This window comes from Pseudoalteromonas sp. MQS005, from assembly GCF_001661605.1.
Classification (GTDB): Bacteria; Pseudomonadota; Gammaproteobacteria; order Enterobacterales; family Alteromonadaceae; genus Pseudoalteromonas; species Pseudoalteromonas tetraodonis.
This window is the reverse complement of record NZ_LYRQ01000006.1, coordinates 46,437-62,949: the sequence shown is the minus strand read 5'-3', so window position 1 is coordinate 62,949 and position 16,513 is coordinate 46,437. Positions and strand designations below refer to the sequence as shown.

The following is a 16,513-nucleotide window of genomic DNA, read 5'->3' as shown; positions in this document are numbered from 1 at the left end:
CATAATACGATAACGCTGTTTTCTTAATGATTATATTTGCACCCACTTGGTGCAAATATAAATTTACATCAGCATGAAACGCTAAACCCTGCCGGTTTTAAATTAAAAATTGTACAATTCGTTGCTATCACACTATCGACCTCACCATGTTGGTGCACCAGTAACTTGTTTGGTGCATAAATTATTCTTATTAATTTAAAAAAGCCGTGTGACTTAGTTATTTATTTCTGATAAAACAAGGTTAGTCTTTAGCAAACTCGCTATCGTAGGCACTTAATAGGAATGAGGAAAAATTATGTGTTCAATTTTTGGTGTACTCGATATTAAATCGGATCCCAGCCAGTTACGCACTCAGGCAATCGAAATGTCTAAACTGTTACGTCATCGTGGGCCAGATTGGTCTGGTGTGTATTCATCTGATAAAGCAATTTTAGTGCATGAGCGCTTGGCCATTGTTGGCGTATCAAGCGGTGCACAACCCCTTTACAACCCAGAAAAAACCCATATTTTAGCGGTTAATGGCGAAATTTATAACCACAAAGAGCTGGCCGCTAATTTAGAGGTCGACTTTGATTTTCAAACCCAGTCAGATTGTGAAGTGATTTTAGCCCTGTATAAACAAAAAGGACCGGCATTTTTAGATGACTTAAATGGTATTTTTGCTTTTTGTTTATATGACGAAGAGCAAGACGCGTACTTAATTGGTCGCGATCACATTGGTATTATTCCACTGTATACAGGTCACGATGAGCACGGTAACTTTTATGTAGCGTCAGAGCTCAAAGCGCTCTCACCTATTTGTAAGCATATTGAAGAGTTTCCGCCGGGGCATTACCTTTACAGCAAAGACGGCAAATTAACCCCTTACTATCAACGTGATTGGCAACGCTTCGACGCTGTTAAAAACAACGATGCCAAAGCAGAAGATGTAAAAGATGCATTGGAAGCGGCGGTTAAGCGCCAGCTTATGTGTGACGTACCCTATGGCGTATTGCTATCGGGTGGCTTAGATTCATCGGTTATTTCCGCTATTACCCAACGCTTTGCTGCAAAACGTATTGAAGATAACGATGAAAGTGATGCTTGGTGGCCTAAACTGCATTCCTTTTCGGTGGGTTTAGAAGGCTCCCCCGATTTAGCCGCAGCGCAAAAAGTAGCTGATATGATAGGGACTATTCACCACCCTATTATCTTTACTATTCAACAAGGTATTGATGCACTTAAAGAAGTGATTTACCACATTGAAACTTACGATGTAACCACCATTCGTGCATCAACTCCAATGTACTTAATGGCCCGTCAAATTAAAGCCATGGGTATAAAAATGGTGCTCTCAGGTGAAGGTGCAGATGAATTATTTGGCGGTTATTTATATTTTCATAAAGCGCCTAATGCAAAAGAATTTCATGAAGAGCTGAACCGTAAAGTTTCAAAGCTCCATATGTTTGACTGTTTACGTGCCAACAAATCAATGGCGGCTTGGGGTGTTGAAGCACGCGTACCATTTTTAGATAAAGAGTTTGTTGATGTGGCAATGCGCATTAACCCTGAAGCTAAGATGTGTAAAGACGGCAAAATTGAAAAACACATTTTACGTGCAGGCTTTGACGGATACCTCCCAGATGAAGTGTTATGGCGTCAAAAAGAGCAATTCTCTGATGGCGTTGGCTACAGCTGGATAGATACCTTAAAAGAGTTTGTTAATGAGCAAGTAACGGATCAAGAATTGGCGAATGCCAAATTTAAATACCCAATTAACACCCCAGACTCTAAAGAAGCGTATTTTTACCGCAGTATTTTTGAGTCGCACTTCCCAGGCGATGCCTCGGCTAAGTGTGTACCACATGGTAAATCAGTTGCGTGTTCAACCCCAGAAGCACTTGCATGGGATGCATCATTTCAAAATAATGCCGATCCATCAGGACGCGCCGCAGGCGTTCATAACGAAGCGTACAAATAAAAATTTAACCATCCTAAGCTGCAGTGTTAAAGCTGCAGCGTTTTTGCTGTCTTTGCGTATGATTTTCTATAGGTTTTATTGTACTGAGAGAAGTGAATGAGAAGAAAATGAGAAAACAAAAGCCATTCTGCCTCATCATTTTTGTTTAATTATGTGGTTTTGTTACTTCTCTAAAGGCTCAGCGTCACTTTATCCTCTTTGTGAGTTAAGCTGTTAATCGTCAAAATAAACGAGGAAGCCAAATTAGTTTAAACCGCAAAATAAATAAGCCACTTTTTTATAAAAACTACTTTAACATCGCTATTATCATTGCTGACTCTATTAACCTCCCCTTGGCTAAAAATCCAAAGCTATAAAAATGTAATTAAAAAGTCATAAAAAAGCCCATTTAACAAATTACTCTTAGTTTTAAAAATCAGAGTACGCTTTTAGCGTATCCAATTAAGTGATTTATCTGTTTATACGCCCTATTAATATGAATATTCATTAACTTAGCTTTTGCATTCATTGCTATTTACTACTATAAAATAAAGTGCTAACGCGTTAGTTTTCATTTTCTTAGCGACCAGACATGTACAATAAAAAGACAAAGTCAGCTCAAAATTTTAGCAAAGTGTTAATTCTTTCGTATTTAATATTTAACTCCCCTAGCAGTAAAGGTATGATGGGCAATTAAATTAGTTAGTCTTCTAATTATTCGTGTTGTTAGCTTTGGCAAAGAATCTAATAAGACGAATACAGTGAACTATAAAAAACTGGCATTAAGCCAGCCTGTTTCATTAACCAATGAGGTATTGCATGAGCGAGAATCATGACAAGTACAGTATTGACAATACAGACTACACCGTAGGTCAAGACAACGTGCAAAAATGGGGGTTTGATATACATAACCCTGTATTCGGAATAAGTGCAGGGTTAATAGCGCTGTTTTTAATTGCCGTATTAGTATCTGATGCCGAAGTTGCTAAAACGACGCTAGATGGTATTAAAACCGATATTATTAATAATTTTGACGGCCTGTTTATGTGGGCTGCTAACTTCTTTGTTATTTTTTGTTTAGTTTTAATTTTTTCGCCTTACGGCAATATCCGTTTAGGCGGCGACGATGCTAAACCATCTCACTCTCGTATTTCTTGGCTGGCAATGTTATTTGCAGCAGGTATGGGTATTGGCTTAATGTTTTGGGGAGTTGCTGAACCGGTGGCTTATTACACCGGCTGGTATGAAACACCGCTTAATGTGGCTGCCAACACCCCAGAAGCAGCAAAGCTTGCAATGGGCGCAACTATGTTCCACTGGGGTCTTCATCCTTGGGCCATTTATGCGGTTGTCGCGCTTTCTTTAGCGTTTTTCACATACAATAAAGGCTTACCGCTTTCTATACGCTCAATTTTTTACCCTATTTTAGGTGATAAAGCATGGGGCTGGCCGGGGCATATAATCGATATTTTAGCTGTGCTTGCGACCTTATTTGGTTTGGCAACGTCTTTAGGATTAGGTGCTCAACAAGCTTCAGCGGGTATTAACCACGTATTTGGCCTTGAAGGTGGCGTAGGTTCACAAATTCTGGTTATTACAGGGGTGACGTTATTAGCCATTGTCTCAGTTATTCGAGGCATTGATGGTGGCGTTAAGCTACTAAGTAACGTCAATATGCTTATTGCTTTAGTGCTACTGGTATTTGTATGTTTAGTTGGTTTTGCTGTATCTATGGGTAATATACCAAACACGGTAATGGGCTATGTAGAAAACATTATTCCGTTAAGTAACCCACATGGTCGTGAAGATGAAACATGGATGCATGGATGGACAGTATTTTATTGGGCTTGGTGGATTTCGTGGTCACCGTTTGTAGGTATGTTTATTGCCCGTGTTTCACGTGGTCGTACAATTCGTGAGTTTTTAACCGCTGTACTACTTATTCCTACAGCAGTCACTATCTTATGGATGTCTATTTATGGCGGCATCGCAATTGACCAAGTAGTTAATGGAATTGGTGCCCTAGGAACTGACGGTTTAACAAGTGTGCCTATGGCGATGTTCCAAATGCTTGATGAAATGCCAATGGCAAACGTTTTATCTTTCATTGCTATTGTTTTAGTACTGGTATTCTTTATTACTTCTTCTGATTCAGGGTCACTTGTAATCGATTCAATCACAGCAGGTGGTAAGATTGATGCGCCGGTACCACAGCGTATTTTTTGGGCGTCTGTTGAGGGTGCTATTGCTGCTGCATTACTTTGGATTGGTGGCACTCAAGCGATTGAAGCACTGCAAGCGGGGGCTATATCAACCGGTCTGCCATTTACCATTGTATTGTTATTGATGTGTGTAAGCTTAATTTTAGGTTTACGAACTGAGCCTCGCCCAGTTAAATAACACATTCCATAATAAAAAAGCCGCAAATTGCGGCTTTTTTTGTGCTCTATTTTTAACAGTAATGCTTCAATAGCTAAAGCCAAATTTCACTCACTGGCGTGTCTGATCTATAGTGGTAACTCAGCTGCGCTTGCAGCAGCTCGGCAGTGGCTAATGCATCAGTAAGCGCATTATGGTTTTGATACAATGGCAATGAATAACGCTCCCGTGTATCACTTAACCTAAGTGATCCTAGCTTTGAATTAAACAGCCTGCCTAATAACCCCTGCCGCGCTTTAAGCGCCCGCCTTTCTATTTCCATCGTATCAACTAGTGCAAACTCAATGCCCTCTTTTATACGCATAAGTAGCGCGTTATAAAAAAAATGACGTTCTATTGCAGCATAATGTACCACCACCACTTTGCCTTTAAGGGCATCAAGCAGTGGCGCTAAAATTCGATTAAGATCAGGGGCTTCATCCACTTCTGAATGAGTAATTCCATGAATAACTATTGACTCTTCACTTAAATCTCGTCGAGGTTGCACCACCCAGTGGCGACTATCTTTGCAGTAGATACGATTTACATTAAAAGGCACCAGCCCCACACTAACAATATCATCACTATTGGCATCAAGACCGGTTGTTTCAAAGTCGAGCGCCACAAATGGCACATCTTTTAGAGCTGTATCCTGATTGGTAAACGCTTGTTGATAAAAGTCTTTAAGCAGCGGGTTTTGAGCACTTTGCAATAACTGCTCGTAACGCTGTGGCCACCTTAACGTTGATTTAGCCATAACTTATTTCACACCCGGATGCGCAGAATAGCTAAATTTTAAAAAGCTTTGCGCTTTTTCTAAAATCGCAAAAGCTTCTTTTAAATTACTTTGCTCAAAGGGTGAAAGTAAATGGGGGTCTAAATCGTTATCTGGGGCTTCACCCTGCTCTATTTGCCATGCCTGATGACGAATACGCACTGTGGCAATATACTCAAACGCATCACGTAAATCTTGTGCTTTACCTTTAGGCAGTAAATTTGCCTCTATAATATCTTCTAAGCGCTCAAACGAATTTTGTTTACGTGAGCCAACCGCTAACGCATGAACGCGCACCACATCAGATAGCGGCGCCGTACCACGGCGTTTTAAGTTCATTGACCGCTTATGCTGGCCATTATGCTCAAGCACAAAACCGTTAAAGAATCCTAGTGGCGGCGTTCTATTGCGGGCATTGGCAGCAAGGTTCGCTAAAAAGCGTTTGTTTACTTTGCTTTCTTTGGCCACCAGCGTTTTAAGCTCATCGGCCCATTTTAGCTTGCCCCATACACCATCTAAGTCAAAAAATATCGAACTATTAAGCAGTGCTTGCGGTTTTGGCTCGGCCATCCAGCTAGCAAATTTTTCTTTCCACTGTGTGCGGGTCATACGCCATTTTTTAAACGACGCCATAATTTCACCGTCACAATAGGTATAGCCACATTTAGCTAAACCATCACACACAAAATCTGATAGGTTTTGAAAATACTCATCGTGCAGTGCTTCATCAAAACTATTATCCAAAATGAGAGCATTATCTTGATCAGTCACAATTAGCTGCTCGTCGCGGGCCATTGAGCCTAAGGCTATAAAACAATAAGGAATAGGCGGCTCGCCAAATTTTTCTTCGGCCAGTGCTAATAAACGCTGTTTAAAGGTACGCCCTATGACCGCCATAGCGGTTCCTATCATATGCGAATTTGCATCTTCATTAACCATACGTACAAATACATTAGGTAATTGGCGCGCGTAATGAACTAAGTCATCAACTGATTGCTGCGCTAAAATACCGCGTACTAACAGTAAGCTACTTTGTGATTCATAACGTAAAATGTCAGACAGCGATATTACCCCAATAGGCCGTTTTTTATGTACCACAGGTAAATGATGTAAGTTATCTCTTAGCATGGCTAATACGGCTTCAAACACATAGGCGTTGCTATCAAGTAGTACTAAGCTTGATGTCATTACTTCTTTGGCGGGTGTATCATATGTTAACCCTTGGGCAACCACCTTAGTGCGAATATCTCTGTCGGTTATGATCCCAACAACTTGACCGTCGTCTTCTTCTGGGTCGTCGCTTATTTGTTTTTCTATGTCGGTAACTAACACTGAAGAGACCGATTCTTGCGTCATTAAAAATGCGACGTCTTGAATAGCAGTTTGCATTGTTACTGTGACCACATCACGGTGTAATAATGACTTTACTTTCGCGGTGGTTAAATCATTGCTGTCGGCTTGCTCTACAATGGCTTGGTGCAAACGTACGTTACCATCCACTTCAAAAAAATCGGCAAAGGTTTCGTATTTATCACAATATTCGTTGAAGGTATTAACGTTAATACAATAGGTTAAGGTGTCTTCTAGGGCTCGAGCCGGAAAGCGCACTTTGCGGTTCATCAATAGGCCCATTTGGCCAAAAATGCCGCCTGTGGCTAAACGATTATAGAGCTCGCCATTACGACGTGAAATTTCAACCGAGCCACTACGAATAATATATAAGTCACTAATATCTTGGCCTAAATGTAAAATATCAGTTTGCGCACGAAAATAAGCAACTTCAATTTGCATTGCTAGTTCGTTTAGTGCCTCGCTCTCAAGCGTATCAAAAGGGGGGTGTTCAACTAAAAATTGGGCTATTTCAACTTGCTCGGCCTGCATGGGTGATCCTTGTGGCTTAAATCTAGTTGAATTGTGGGCTTAATTGGCTATTTTTTCAAAGAAAAATAGCCAATTAGCGTAATTAGTTAGTCAAGTTGCTCCAGCTCTTGGGCTAATTGCTTTGACTCATCGCCACGAGGACTGGTAAAGCGGGCTAATCCTAAATAAATCACCGGTGTTAAGTAAAGCGTAAACAATACCGCTAACGCAAGTCCACCAAATACCACCCAGCCAATGGCATTACGTGCTTCTGCTCCGGCACCTGTTGACATAATGAGGGGTAACGCACCGAGTAAGGTCGATATTAAGGTCATGGTGATTGGTCTTAAACGTACCAATGCAGCTTGTTCAACCGCTTTTCGAACACTCAGCCCCTGATCTCTTAATTGATCAGCAAACTCGACCAATAAAATTGCATTTTTAGCGATTAACCCAATTAACATCACTAGGCCTATTTGCGAGTAAATATTCAGTGAGGTACCGGTTAAATACAGCGCTAGAATGGCCGATGTAATCCCAAATGGTACAGTGATCATTACCACGATTGCACTGTTAACATTTTCAAATTGCGCCGCAAGTACTAAAAACACAATTAAAAATGCCAATACGTAGGTCATTAATACTTCGTTGGAGGTTTCTTCAAATGTCAGTGCTTCCCCTTTAAATGCAAGAGTAATACCTGCTGGTAATGATTGATCAGACACTTGCTTTATTTGTTCCACTAAGGTGGCAATTGTTAAGCCCTCAGGCAGCTCCATACTGAGCTCTATGGCACGGCGCTGAGCATGACGCTCAAGCTCGGCAGCAACCCCTTCCTCTGAAATGTTAGCGACACTACTGAGCGGCACCAATTGATTATTACGAGCTCTAATAAACAAGTTTGCTAAATCACTTGGGTCGTTAATAGTTTGATTTTGTGCCTGTAGCATAATAGGAATAGATTGATCGCCAATGTTTAAATCAGCGATATCGTCACCATTAATAGCGGCTCTTAACGTAATTGCGATATCACTTAAAGACACGCCAAGTTCTTCTGCGCGTCGTCTGTCAATATTAACACGCAATTGCGGCTGCGATGGCTGATACGATACTCTTACCGGCGCAACCTCTGGCACAGCTTTTTCAAGATCAGCTGAGAACTGCTGTGCAGCCTTAAATATTTCAAGGTAATCTTGTCCCAGTAAAGCGATTTCTATGCCGCCACCTTGGCCACGTAAATTTAAGCTATTTGCTCCACCAGGGTAAGCTGGTGCGCCTGGGATGTTGCCTAAAGGCTGGCGAATTTTATTAATAATTTCTTGTTGGCTAAAGTTACGTTCATCCCAATGCTTTAATGGCACAGTAATAAACACAATATTGGGATCCCATTGCCCAACCACAGTGTAAATAGACTCAATTTCACCACTTTCAACGAAAGGCAATAAGGTATCTTCCATTTTAATGGCTTGTCTATCCATAAAATTTAAGCCTACGCCATCAGGTCCGCGGGCAAATATTCTAATTTTACCGCGGTCTTCAGTAGGGAGCAGTTCGTTATCTAAACTCATATACAAAGCACCCGAACCGCCTGCAACTAATAAACAAACAATAAAGGTAACCCACGCATGATCCAGTACTTTATGAATTGTTTTGGTATAAATATTGGCAAGCACGTTACCAAATTTCGCAAAGGGATGAAAACCACCTTGCTTAAGCTTTAGTTTTGAGGTGAGCGCCGGTACTAACGATAAAGCAACAAAGCTAGATATAATTACCGCACCAGCTAGTACGCCACCAAACTCCCTAAATAAACGCCCTGCTGTAGAGGGTAAAAATGCGATGGGTACAAACACAGCCGCTAATACTGCAGTGGTGGCAATAACGGCAAAAAATACTTCGCGGGTACCAACAACCGCTGCGGCACGCCTTCCAAGACCTAATCCTCGCTGGCGTTGAATGTTTTCACTCACTACAATTGCATCATCAACAATTAATCCTGTCGCTAATACCAGTGCTAATAAGGTTAAAATATTAATTGAAAACCCAAGTGCCCATATCAAAGCTAATGAACCTATAAGCGCAACAGGAATGGCAAATGCTGGGACTAATGTTGCACGCCATGAACCAATAAACACCCACAAGGTGATGATCACTAGCAGTACCGTTAGAACCAATGAGTTAATCACTTCATCTACTGAGCTTCTAATAAACTGCGCGTCATCTGATGTTAGCGTAAACTCCATCTCTGGAAAGCGCTCACGCATTCCCTCTATAAGGTTGAGTACTTCATCAGAAATTTCGATGGTGTTGGACTGTGCTTGACGAATAATTTCCATGCCAATAACAGGTTTACCATTAAGCCTTACCATAGAGCGTGGATCCGCAGGACCAAAATACACGGCAGCAATATCGCTAATACGAGTATCTCCCTGAATTATAATGTCGCCCACCTGTGCGGGGGTAACAGACGTTGCATCAGCACGCACTATTATTTGCTGATCGTTTGATTTTAAACTCCCTGCAGGCACATCAAAGGGGGCTTGCCTGAGTACATCGGCGACATCTGGAATCGTTAAGTTAAAACTGCTGAGCTTTAATGGATCAATGCGAACCCTGAGCACACGTTCTCTATCGCCGTTTAATCGTACATCGGCAACACCAGGAATAGTTAAAAACTGCGGCGCTAAGTCAACATCAACCCGCTCTGTTAATGCCTCTAACGATAAGCTTTCACTTGATACTGTTAATGAAACCACCGCTTCAGCGTCGTTATCAGCCTTAATAATAGAAACGCGCTCTACCTCTTCAGGGAGCTCTCTTTGCACTCGAGCAACTGACTCACGCGTTTCATTCGCAGCGTCGTCAAGGTTAACACCCGGTCTAAATTCAACCACAATACGTGAATTACCTTCTTCACTTTGCGCACGAATCGATTTAACACCGCTCACACGGGCCACGGCACCTTCAAGTTTACTGGTAACTTCGGTATCAACGGTTTCAGGTGAACCACCAGGGAACGAGGCTGATACGGTAATACGGGGTCTGTCTACATCTGGAAGCTCTCGAACTTCTACGCCTGCTATGGCGGCAATTCCGGCAATAATAATCAGTAAATTCAGAACCACAATAAGCACTGGACGGCGAATAGCCATTGATGGCAAGTCTTGCATCATAGGTTGCTGTTTCATGGCTACTCCTGCGTATTAGCGATTGGCGCTGAGAAGCTTAGCTCTTGGTTAGCTCGTAAGCGCTGTACGCCCTCTACCACTAAGTTATCTTGTTCTTTTAAAGCCCCCGAAACTAATAAACGACCAGCAAGTCGTTGTTCAATTTTCACATCAATTCGAGTAGCTTTTTTATCAACACTTGTCCAAACGTAAGGGCCTGTGGCTCCCCACAGTAATGCCGCTTCAGGTACAGCAGCAAAACGTTGCCCTTCTACTTCAATATGAACACGAAAACTCATGCCAGGTAAGAACTTTTGCTGCGGGTTTTCAAGCTGCGCTTTTACACGTAAGGTGCGGGTTTGTGGGTCTATTCGTGAATCTAGATAAGCAATTTTTGCGTTTACAGCATTTTGTGACTGCCAAGGGAATACTTTTACATTGCCTTTATTGCGCAGCATATAAACGGCCGATTCTGGGGCGTTAAAATTTATATATAAAGCACGCGTATCATCAATACTTGCAATCGCCGTTTGGGGAGTAATTCTGTCACCCACTTCAACGTCGGTAAGTCCCATAGTGCCGTTAAAAGGCGCACGAACTTGGCGGTCTTCAAATTCTGTTTCTGCTTGGGTAAGGGTCACTTTTGCTAATTCAACAACTGTTTTTGCATCATCCACATCACTTTGTGGCACAGCCCCTTTTGCTTGGCTTTGCTTTAAACGTGCGAGGGTTCTTTGGGTGTCAGCAAGTTTTATTTTTGCCTCTTCAAGTGCCGCTTTTTGTCTGCGTGAATCAAGTTCAAGTAACACATCACCGGCCTTTACGCTATCACCCGGTTTAAAATGCACCGCCGTTACTTTATCGCCCACAGCCGGATATAAAATAACCGAATGAATTGCTTCGGCGTTACCGACAGCCTGAACTTGCTCTTTAGCACGTTCCATCGCTACCTGCTCCACCACGACATTGGCACTCTTTACAGATAAACTTAACGACATTAAAGAAAAAAACACGCTGGTAAAAAGAATTCGCGATTTCAAAGGATCACCCTAATTAATTATTATTTGCATTATGTTACGCAGTTTAACAGCTCTATGATCAATAAATAGCTAAGTACGACAAATTAGCAAAACAATAAGCTGAAATTAAGCATGCTAGCCACTCTACATATTTTTACAGCAGCATACAAAATCCACACATATTTAAATTACATTTATAACTATGATTTAGCTCATCAATATTTTTAATAAAGGCAACATTTATGAAAAAGAGTTTAATTATGGTGATCTTGCTATCAGGCTGTGCATCACCAGGGATTGATCGGGCAGATCAAAATCAAGTTGTTAAACGTTATTATGCGTCTGTTGAATCAATACAAAAAGTAACACTCTCCTCAGAAGTGGGAACTGGAATAGCTGCTGGTGCGGGGTTTGGCTTTGTAGATAGCTTAGATGGCAATAAAGAAGAAATGATTGGCGGCGCCATTGTTGGTGGATTAGTCGGTGGATTATTTACTGCTTTATTTGAAGGGGGCAACACCGCGTATCAGTATAATCTATATGCTGCTGATGAAGGTAAATTTACCGTTATTCAAAAGAAAAAGCTCGATAAAAACACAAAATGTGTGCTCGTCAATGCTGACAACAAGGTCACGCTCTCTACTACAGATACAAGCAATTGTGAAAAGAGTTTAAAATAAAAAACCTCAGTTGAAACTGAGGTTTTTATTAATAACGTACAAACAAAAAGTACCGCTTATTTATTTCGCTGTGCGTCTTTTTGCGCTTTTTTAGCTTCTTTACGTTGTTGTAAAACAGCTTGTGCTTCGTTACCAATGTGGCCTTCACCGCGCGCTTGAGCAAGCTCTATTTGCTTTTGGCGCTCTGCAAAGCGAGCGCGTTGTTCATCGGTTACATTGTCAATACAGTGGTGACACGACACCCCTTCCATGTATTCTGGCTTTTGCTTTTCTTCTTCTGTGATAGGCATGCGACATGCGTGACATTGATCGTATGAGCCTTTTTGTAAGTCATGATTTACCGCTACACGGTTATCAAATACAAAACACTCGCCTTCCCACATGGTTTCTTCTTTTGGCACTTCTTCTAGGTATTTTAATATGCCGCCTTCAAGGTGATATACCTCATCAAAACCTTGCTCTTTCATATAGGCTGTTGATTTTTCACAGCGAATACCACCAGTACAAAACATGGCTACTTTTTTATGTTTTGATGGGTCTAAGTTTTCTTTGGCCCACTGAGGAAATTCACGGAACGTTTTAGTGTTTGGGTCTACTGCGTTTTGAAACGTACCAATTTCAATTTCGTAATCATTACGGGTATCAACAAGGATCACCTCTGGATCAGAAATAAGGGCATTCCATTCATTTGGCTTAACATAACTGCCCACTACTTTTAATGGGTCTACGCCTTCAACACCCATAGTCACAATTTCTTTTTTCAGCTTAACTTTTGTGCGGTAAAACGGGCATTCGTCATCAAATGATTCTTTGGTAACAATGTTGTCTAAATTTGGTTGGGTGTCTAACCACGCAAGTAAATTATCTATGCCTTCACGTTTTGCAGAGACAGTACCGTTAATCCCCTCTGCGGCAATTAATAAAGTGCCTCGTACTTCGTTTTGCTCCATTACATTAAGTAAAGGTTGGCGAAGTGCTTCAAAATCCGGTAGAGAAACAAATTTATACAGAGCGCATACAACAAAGTGTTCGCTGGTTACATTATCTTTATGGACAGCAGTCATGGTATTCCTATTTTGCTTTTAAAACCCGCAAGGGGCGTTTACCGAATCGTAAATCCGGCGCATATGGGGCGCGTATTTTACGCTTTTTTTATTTAAATGCAAAAAAATGGATGATAATGCGCTTTTTACTGTTAGCGCAGTAGCTCAGTGGGCTATAATGCGCGGATAAATTTATACAGACTTGCTCATATTGGAGAAACATACATTGCACTTTACTGAACTTGGGATTGATACTCGCCTAGAAACACAATTAGCGCACCAAGGGATCACCCAGCCTACCGATATTCAAGCCCATGCTGTGCCAACGGCGCTGGCGGGACATGACATTTTCGCTCAGTCAAAAACTGGGTCAGGCAAAACTTTAGCGTTTTTATTACCGGCTGTGCAGCGTGTAATGAAACAAAAAGCACTCAGTAAACGTGATCCTCGTGTACTTATTGTTGCTCCAACTCGTGAGCTTGCGACCCAAGTTTTTACTCAACTTCGATTACTTATCGCCGGTACCAACATAAAGGCCGTTAAAATCCTCGGTGGCGAAAATTTTAACGACCAAATTAAAGCATTGCGTAACGACCCTCATTTTGTGGTCGCCACACCTGGGCGTTTAGCCGATCATTTAAAGCAACGTTCATTACAATTAAGTGGCCTAGAATTACTTATATTCGATGAAGCTGACCGTATTTTAGATTTAGGTTTTACCGATCAACTTAAATTAATTAATGAACTGGCCGATCATCGTCTTCGTCAAACTTTGTTGTTTTCGGCGACATTAGATCATGCTCAAGTTGATGCGTTATCGCGTAATTTATTAAAAAAACCAAAACAAATTATTCTCAGTGCAGCTAATGAGCAACACAGTGATATTAAACAAACACTGTATTTAGCTGACCATCTTGATCATAAAGAAGCACTGCTTGAGCACTTTTTAAACCAAGATAACGTTGGCCAGTGCATTATATTTACTGCCACACGAGTTGATACCAGCCGTTTAAGTGAATCATTAAATAGTAAAGGCTTTAAATCTGTCGCATTAGCTGGGGATTTAACTCAAAGTAAGCGCCTTGATATTATGGATGCGTTTAGCCGTGAAAACTTTAAAATATTAATTACCACAGATGTTGCTTCGCGCGGTTTAGATTTACTCAGTGTTACCCATGTTATTAACTTTGATTTACCAAAACACGCAGAAGAATACGTTCATCGTATTGGTCGAACTGGTCGTGCTGGTTTTAAAGGTAACGCATTATCACTTGTGGGCCCTAAAGATTGGGCAAGTTACTTGGCAATAAAATCATTTTTAAATGATGAATTATCGTTTGCTGCTGTTGAGGATTTAAAAGCGAAATTTAAAGGTATTAAAGAGAAAAAAGTAGCGCCAATTAAATCGACTAAAAAAGCAGTGACCACGAATAAGCCACAGCCAAAACGAAAAGCAAAACCGAAAAAGCCAGCGGCCCCAATTAAAGCACCTCTTAATATTGATGGTGATACCCCGATGCGTCGTAAAAAAAAGCCTGAGCAGGAATAATTATGAGTTACCTAGGAACCACCCAAACCCTTTTTGTTAAAGAAGTCAGCAACGAAGGTGCCTATTTAGATGGGCACGACTTAGGTGAAGTTTTTTTACCTAAACATGAAATAAAACATGAGCTTGAAGCCGGCGATAGCATCAGCGTATTCACATTTTTAGATAATGCAAACCTGCCAACAGCCACAACTAAAAAGCCGCATGCTCAAGTGGGTGAATATGCCCTACTGCGTGTGAAAGAAATAAACAGCATAGGCGCGTTTTTAGATTGGGGTTTAGAAAAAGACGTACTCGCACCGTTTAATGAACAAAAACCACGTATGCAAGAAGGCTACTCATATTTAGTGCGTTTATATCTTGATAACGCCAGTCAGCGTATTTGTGCCTCAACTAACTTTAACCGTTTTTTATCAAAAGATGAGCCTCAGTATAGTCACTTACAAGAAGTTGACTTAATTGTTGCAGGCAAAACTGATATTGGTTACAAGGTGCTTATTGAAGAATCCCATTTTGGCGTCGTGTTTTACAACATGGTGTTTAAAAACCTGTTTGTTGGTCAAAAGCTAAAAGGATTTATTCAAAAAGTACGTGAAGACGGAAAAATTGACGTCATACTTGAAAAGCCAGGCATGGGAAAAGTAAGCGAGCTTGGTGAAAAAATAATGGAAAAACTAAAAGATGAAGGTGGCATATTAGCCATAGGCGATAAGTCTGATCCTGAATTAATTAAAAAAGTGTTTTCGACCAGCAAAGCAAATTACAAAAAAGCCATTGGCGGTTTATTTAAACAAGGCTTAATTGATATTGAAGCTAAGTCTATTCGTTTAAAATAATTAAATAAAAAGCCACTTAAGTTTTAAACCTAAGTGGCTTTTTAGTATCTGAAATTTATAACCTAATATTTTTATAAGGTAAGGTACAGCGAGAATATTCATTTGAGTATTCAATTAATTCTTTTTTAGAATCTAGATTTAACGGCGCTAGCCTAAAAACTTTTTCTGTACACTCATTTTGCATTTCATCATGTGTCGCAACACAGTCTCTGCTGCTAACATCTATTCCTGCTAACACACCTTCATTGGTGTAACACAGATGCTGTGCATAATTTTGAGCAATTTTTTTAAACTTGAATAAATCAACGGGGTAACCAGATACCAAGTCAGTAACGTTTGAAACATCATCATACATTTTAGTTGAAAAAACATATTTATTTACAGCAAAGCCACTAATGATAATTACAACTAAAAATATTATTATACGCAAAGCAAATCCCTCACTGCACACCCATAATTTAAATGTAGCACAAAGAAAAGCAGTTGTAAGGAACTGCTCTCAATTATGCTAATTTTTAATTTAAGCTATTGATTCATTTACATCATTTAGTACTTTTACAGGGTTTTGTGCCTGAGTGATCGGACGCCCAATCACTAAATAGTCACTACCCGCTTCAATCGCTTCTTTAGGTGTCATAATACGTTTTTGATCGCCCGCATCACTTCCCGCTGGGCGAATACCTGGCGTAACTAATTTAAACTCTTTCCCTAAAGCAGCCTTTAAACTTTGCGCTTCTTGCGCGGAACAAACAACACCGTCAAGTCCTGCTTGCTTTGTTAATTTAGCTAAATGCATAACTTGCTCTTGGGGTGATTTAGTTATACCTAAACGCTCAAGTTCAGCTTCGTCCATGCTGGTTAATACAGTTACCGCAATCAGTAATGGCGCTTTGTCGCCAAACTGCTCGAGTGCTTGTTTAGCTTTATGCATCATTTCATAACCGCCCGATGCATGTACATTGACCATCCATACACCCATTTTAGCCGCAGCAGTCACCGCTTTAGCAACGGTGTTTGGAATATCGTGAAACTTTAAATCTAAAAATACATCAAAACCTAAATCGACCAATTCTTTAACAAATGCAGGACCAAAATAAGTAAACATTTCTTTGCCCACTTTTAATCGACAGGTATCTGGTGATAACTGTTTTACAAATGCTAAAGCAGTTTGCTGATCATCATAATCAAGCGCGATAAGAATTTTTTTTGATTTTTCGAAAGACATAACTA

Annotated in this window: 12 protein-coding genes; 5 read left to right on the top strand and 7 right to left on the bottom strand. The window is 40.7% G+C overall.

Annotation, left to right across the window (positions count from 1 at the left end; genetic code table 11):
- The first annotated feature begins 295 nt into the window (after positions 1–295).
- Together asnB and A9479_RS04085 are read left to right on the top strand one after the other, a co-directional pair.
- On the top strand, positions 296–1,960 hold the full coding sequence (gene asnB, locus A9479_RS04090) for an asparagine synthase B (RefSeq protein WP_033103477.1): 1,665 nt from the start codon (positions 296–298) through the stop codon (positions 1,958–1,960).
- A 798-nt stretch (positions 1,961–2,758) separates the two neighbouring features.
- Positions 2,759–4,339 (top strand): BCCT family transporter, encoded by a 1,581-nt coding sequence (locus A9479_RS04085; RefSeq protein ID WP_013464887.1) that lies wholly within the window; start codon positions 2,759–2,761, stop codon positions 4,337–4,339.
- A gap of 73 nt (positions 4,340–4,412) precedes the next feature.
- Here A9479_RS04085 and A9479_RS04080 read toward each other — a convergent pair whose 3' ends face one another.
- The 4 genes from A9479_RS04080 to A9479_RS04065 form a co-directional block, all read right to left on the bottom strand.
- The gene (locus A9479_RS04080) at positions 4,413–5,114 is read right to left on the bottom strand and encodes a 3'-5' exonuclease (protein WP_064662751.1); all 702 of its coding nucleotides are present in this window, start codon (positions 5,112–5,114) and stop codon (positions 4,413–4,415) included.
- Between the two features lie 3 nt (positions 5,115–5,117).
- A complete protein-coding gene (locus A9479_RS04075) occupies positions 5,118–7,013 on the bottom strand; it encodes a putative nucleotidyltransferase substrate binding domain-containing protein (protein ID WP_016899937.1) in 1,896 nt (631 codons plus the stop codon).
- Between the two features lie 86 nt (positions 7,014–7,099).
- Positions 7,100–10,180 (bottom strand): efflux RND transporter permease subunit, encoded by a 3,081-nt coding sequence (locus tag A9479_RS04070; protein ID WP_064662750.1) that lies wholly within the window; start codon positions 10,178–10,180, stop codon positions 7,100–7,102.
- Between the two features lie 2 nt (positions 10,181–10,182).
- Positions 10,183–11,199 (bottom strand): efflux RND transporter periplasmic adaptor subunit, encoded by a 1,017-nt coding sequence (locus tag A9479_RS04065; protein ID WP_016899935.1) that lies wholly within the window; start codon positions 11,197–11,199, stop codon positions 10,183–10,185.
- Between the two features lie 221 nt (positions 11,200–11,420).
- Between A9479_RS04065 and A9479_RS04060 the strand changes: the two genes are divergently transcribed.
- The gene (locus A9479_RS04060; protein ID WP_064662749.1) at positions 11,421–11,858 is read left to right on the top strand and encodes a hypothetical protein; all 438 of its coding nucleotides are present in this window, start codon (positions 11,421–11,423) and stop codon (positions 11,856–11,858) included.
- A 56-nt stretch (positions 11,859–11,914) separates the two neighbouring features.
- On the opposite strand, the gene A9479_RS04055 is transcribed toward A9479_RS04060, so the two are convergent.
- Complete coding sequence (locus A9479_RS04055; RefSeq protein WP_064662748.1) at positions 11,915–12,922, bottom strand: rhodanese-related sulfurtransferase; 1,008 nt, start codon at positions 12,920–12,922, stop codon at positions 11,915–11,917.
- A 205-nt stretch (positions 12,923–13,127) separates the two neighbouring features.
- On the opposite strand from A9479_RS04055, the gene A9479_RS04050 reads away from it, so the two are divergent.
- Positions 13,128–14,450, top strand: a complete 1,323-nt coding sequence (locus A9479_RS04050; protein WP_064662747.1) for a DEAD/DEAH box helicase — start codon at positions 13,128–13,130, stop codon at positions 14,448–14,450.
- Positions 14,451–14,452: 2 nt separating this feature from the next.
- A complete protein-coding gene (locus tag A9479_RS04045; RefSeq protein WP_008114734.1) occupies positions 14,453–15,283 on the top strand; it encodes a S1 RNA-binding domain-containing protein in 831 nt (276 codons plus the stop codon).
- Between the two features lie 55 nt (positions 15,284–15,338).
- Here the strand turns inward: A9479_RS04045 and A9479_RS04040 are convergent, their stop codons facing one another.
- Positions 15,339–15,713 carry a hypothetical protein gene (locus tag A9479_RS04040; RefSeq protein WP_016899933.1) on the bottom strand — a complete coding sequence of 125 codons (375 nt, stop codon included), beginning with the start codon at positions 15,711–15,713 and terminating at the stop codon, positions 15,339–15,341.
- A 90-nt stretch (positions 15,714–15,803) separates the two neighbouring features.
- Positions 15,804–16,508: an orotidine-5'-phosphate decarboxylase gene (gene pyrF / locus A9479_RS04035; protein WP_016899932.1), complete on the bottom strand. Its 705-nt coding sequence runs from the start codon at positions 16,506–16,508 to the stop codon at positions 15,804–15,806.
- Positions 16,509–16,513 lie beyond the last annotated feature (5 nt).

Bases quoted from the DNA above. Each gene is read 5' to 3' on its own strand.
- asnB (WP_033103477.1), top strand. From the start codon at position 296: ATGTGTTCAATTTTTGGTGTACTCGATATTAAATCGGATCCCAGCCAG.
- A9479_RS04085 (WP_013464887.1), top strand. From the start codon at position 2,759: ATGAGCGAGAATCATGACAAGTACAGTATTGACAATACAGACTACACC.
- A9479_RS04080 (WP_064662751.1), bottom strand. From the start codon at position 5,114: ATGGCTAAATCAACGTTAAGGTGGCCACAGCGTTACGAGCAGTTATTG.
- A9479_RS04075 (WP_016899937.1), bottom strand. From the start codon at position 7,013: ATGCAGGCCGAGCAAGTTGAAATAGCCCAATTTTTAGTTGAACACCCC.
- A9479_RS04070 (WP_064662750.1), bottom strand. From the start codon at position 10,180: ATGAAACAGCAACCTATGATGCAAGACTTGCCATCAATGGCTATTCGC.
- A9479_RS04060 (WP_064662749.1), top strand. From the start codon at position 11,421: ATGAAAAAGAGTTTAATTATGGTGATCTTGCTATCAGGCTGTGCATCA.
- A9479_RS04055 (WP_064662748.1), bottom strand. From the start codon at position 12,922: ATGACTGCTGTCCATAAAGATAATGTAACCAGCGAACACTTTGTTGTA.
- A9479_RS04045 (WP_008114734.1), top strand. From the start codon at position 14,453: ATGAGTTACCTAGGAACCACCCAAACCCTTTTTGTTAAAGAAGTCAGC.
- pyrF (WP_016899932.1), bottom strand. From the start codon at position 16,508: ATGTCTTTCGAAAAATCAAAAAAAATTCTTATCGCGCTTGATTATGAT.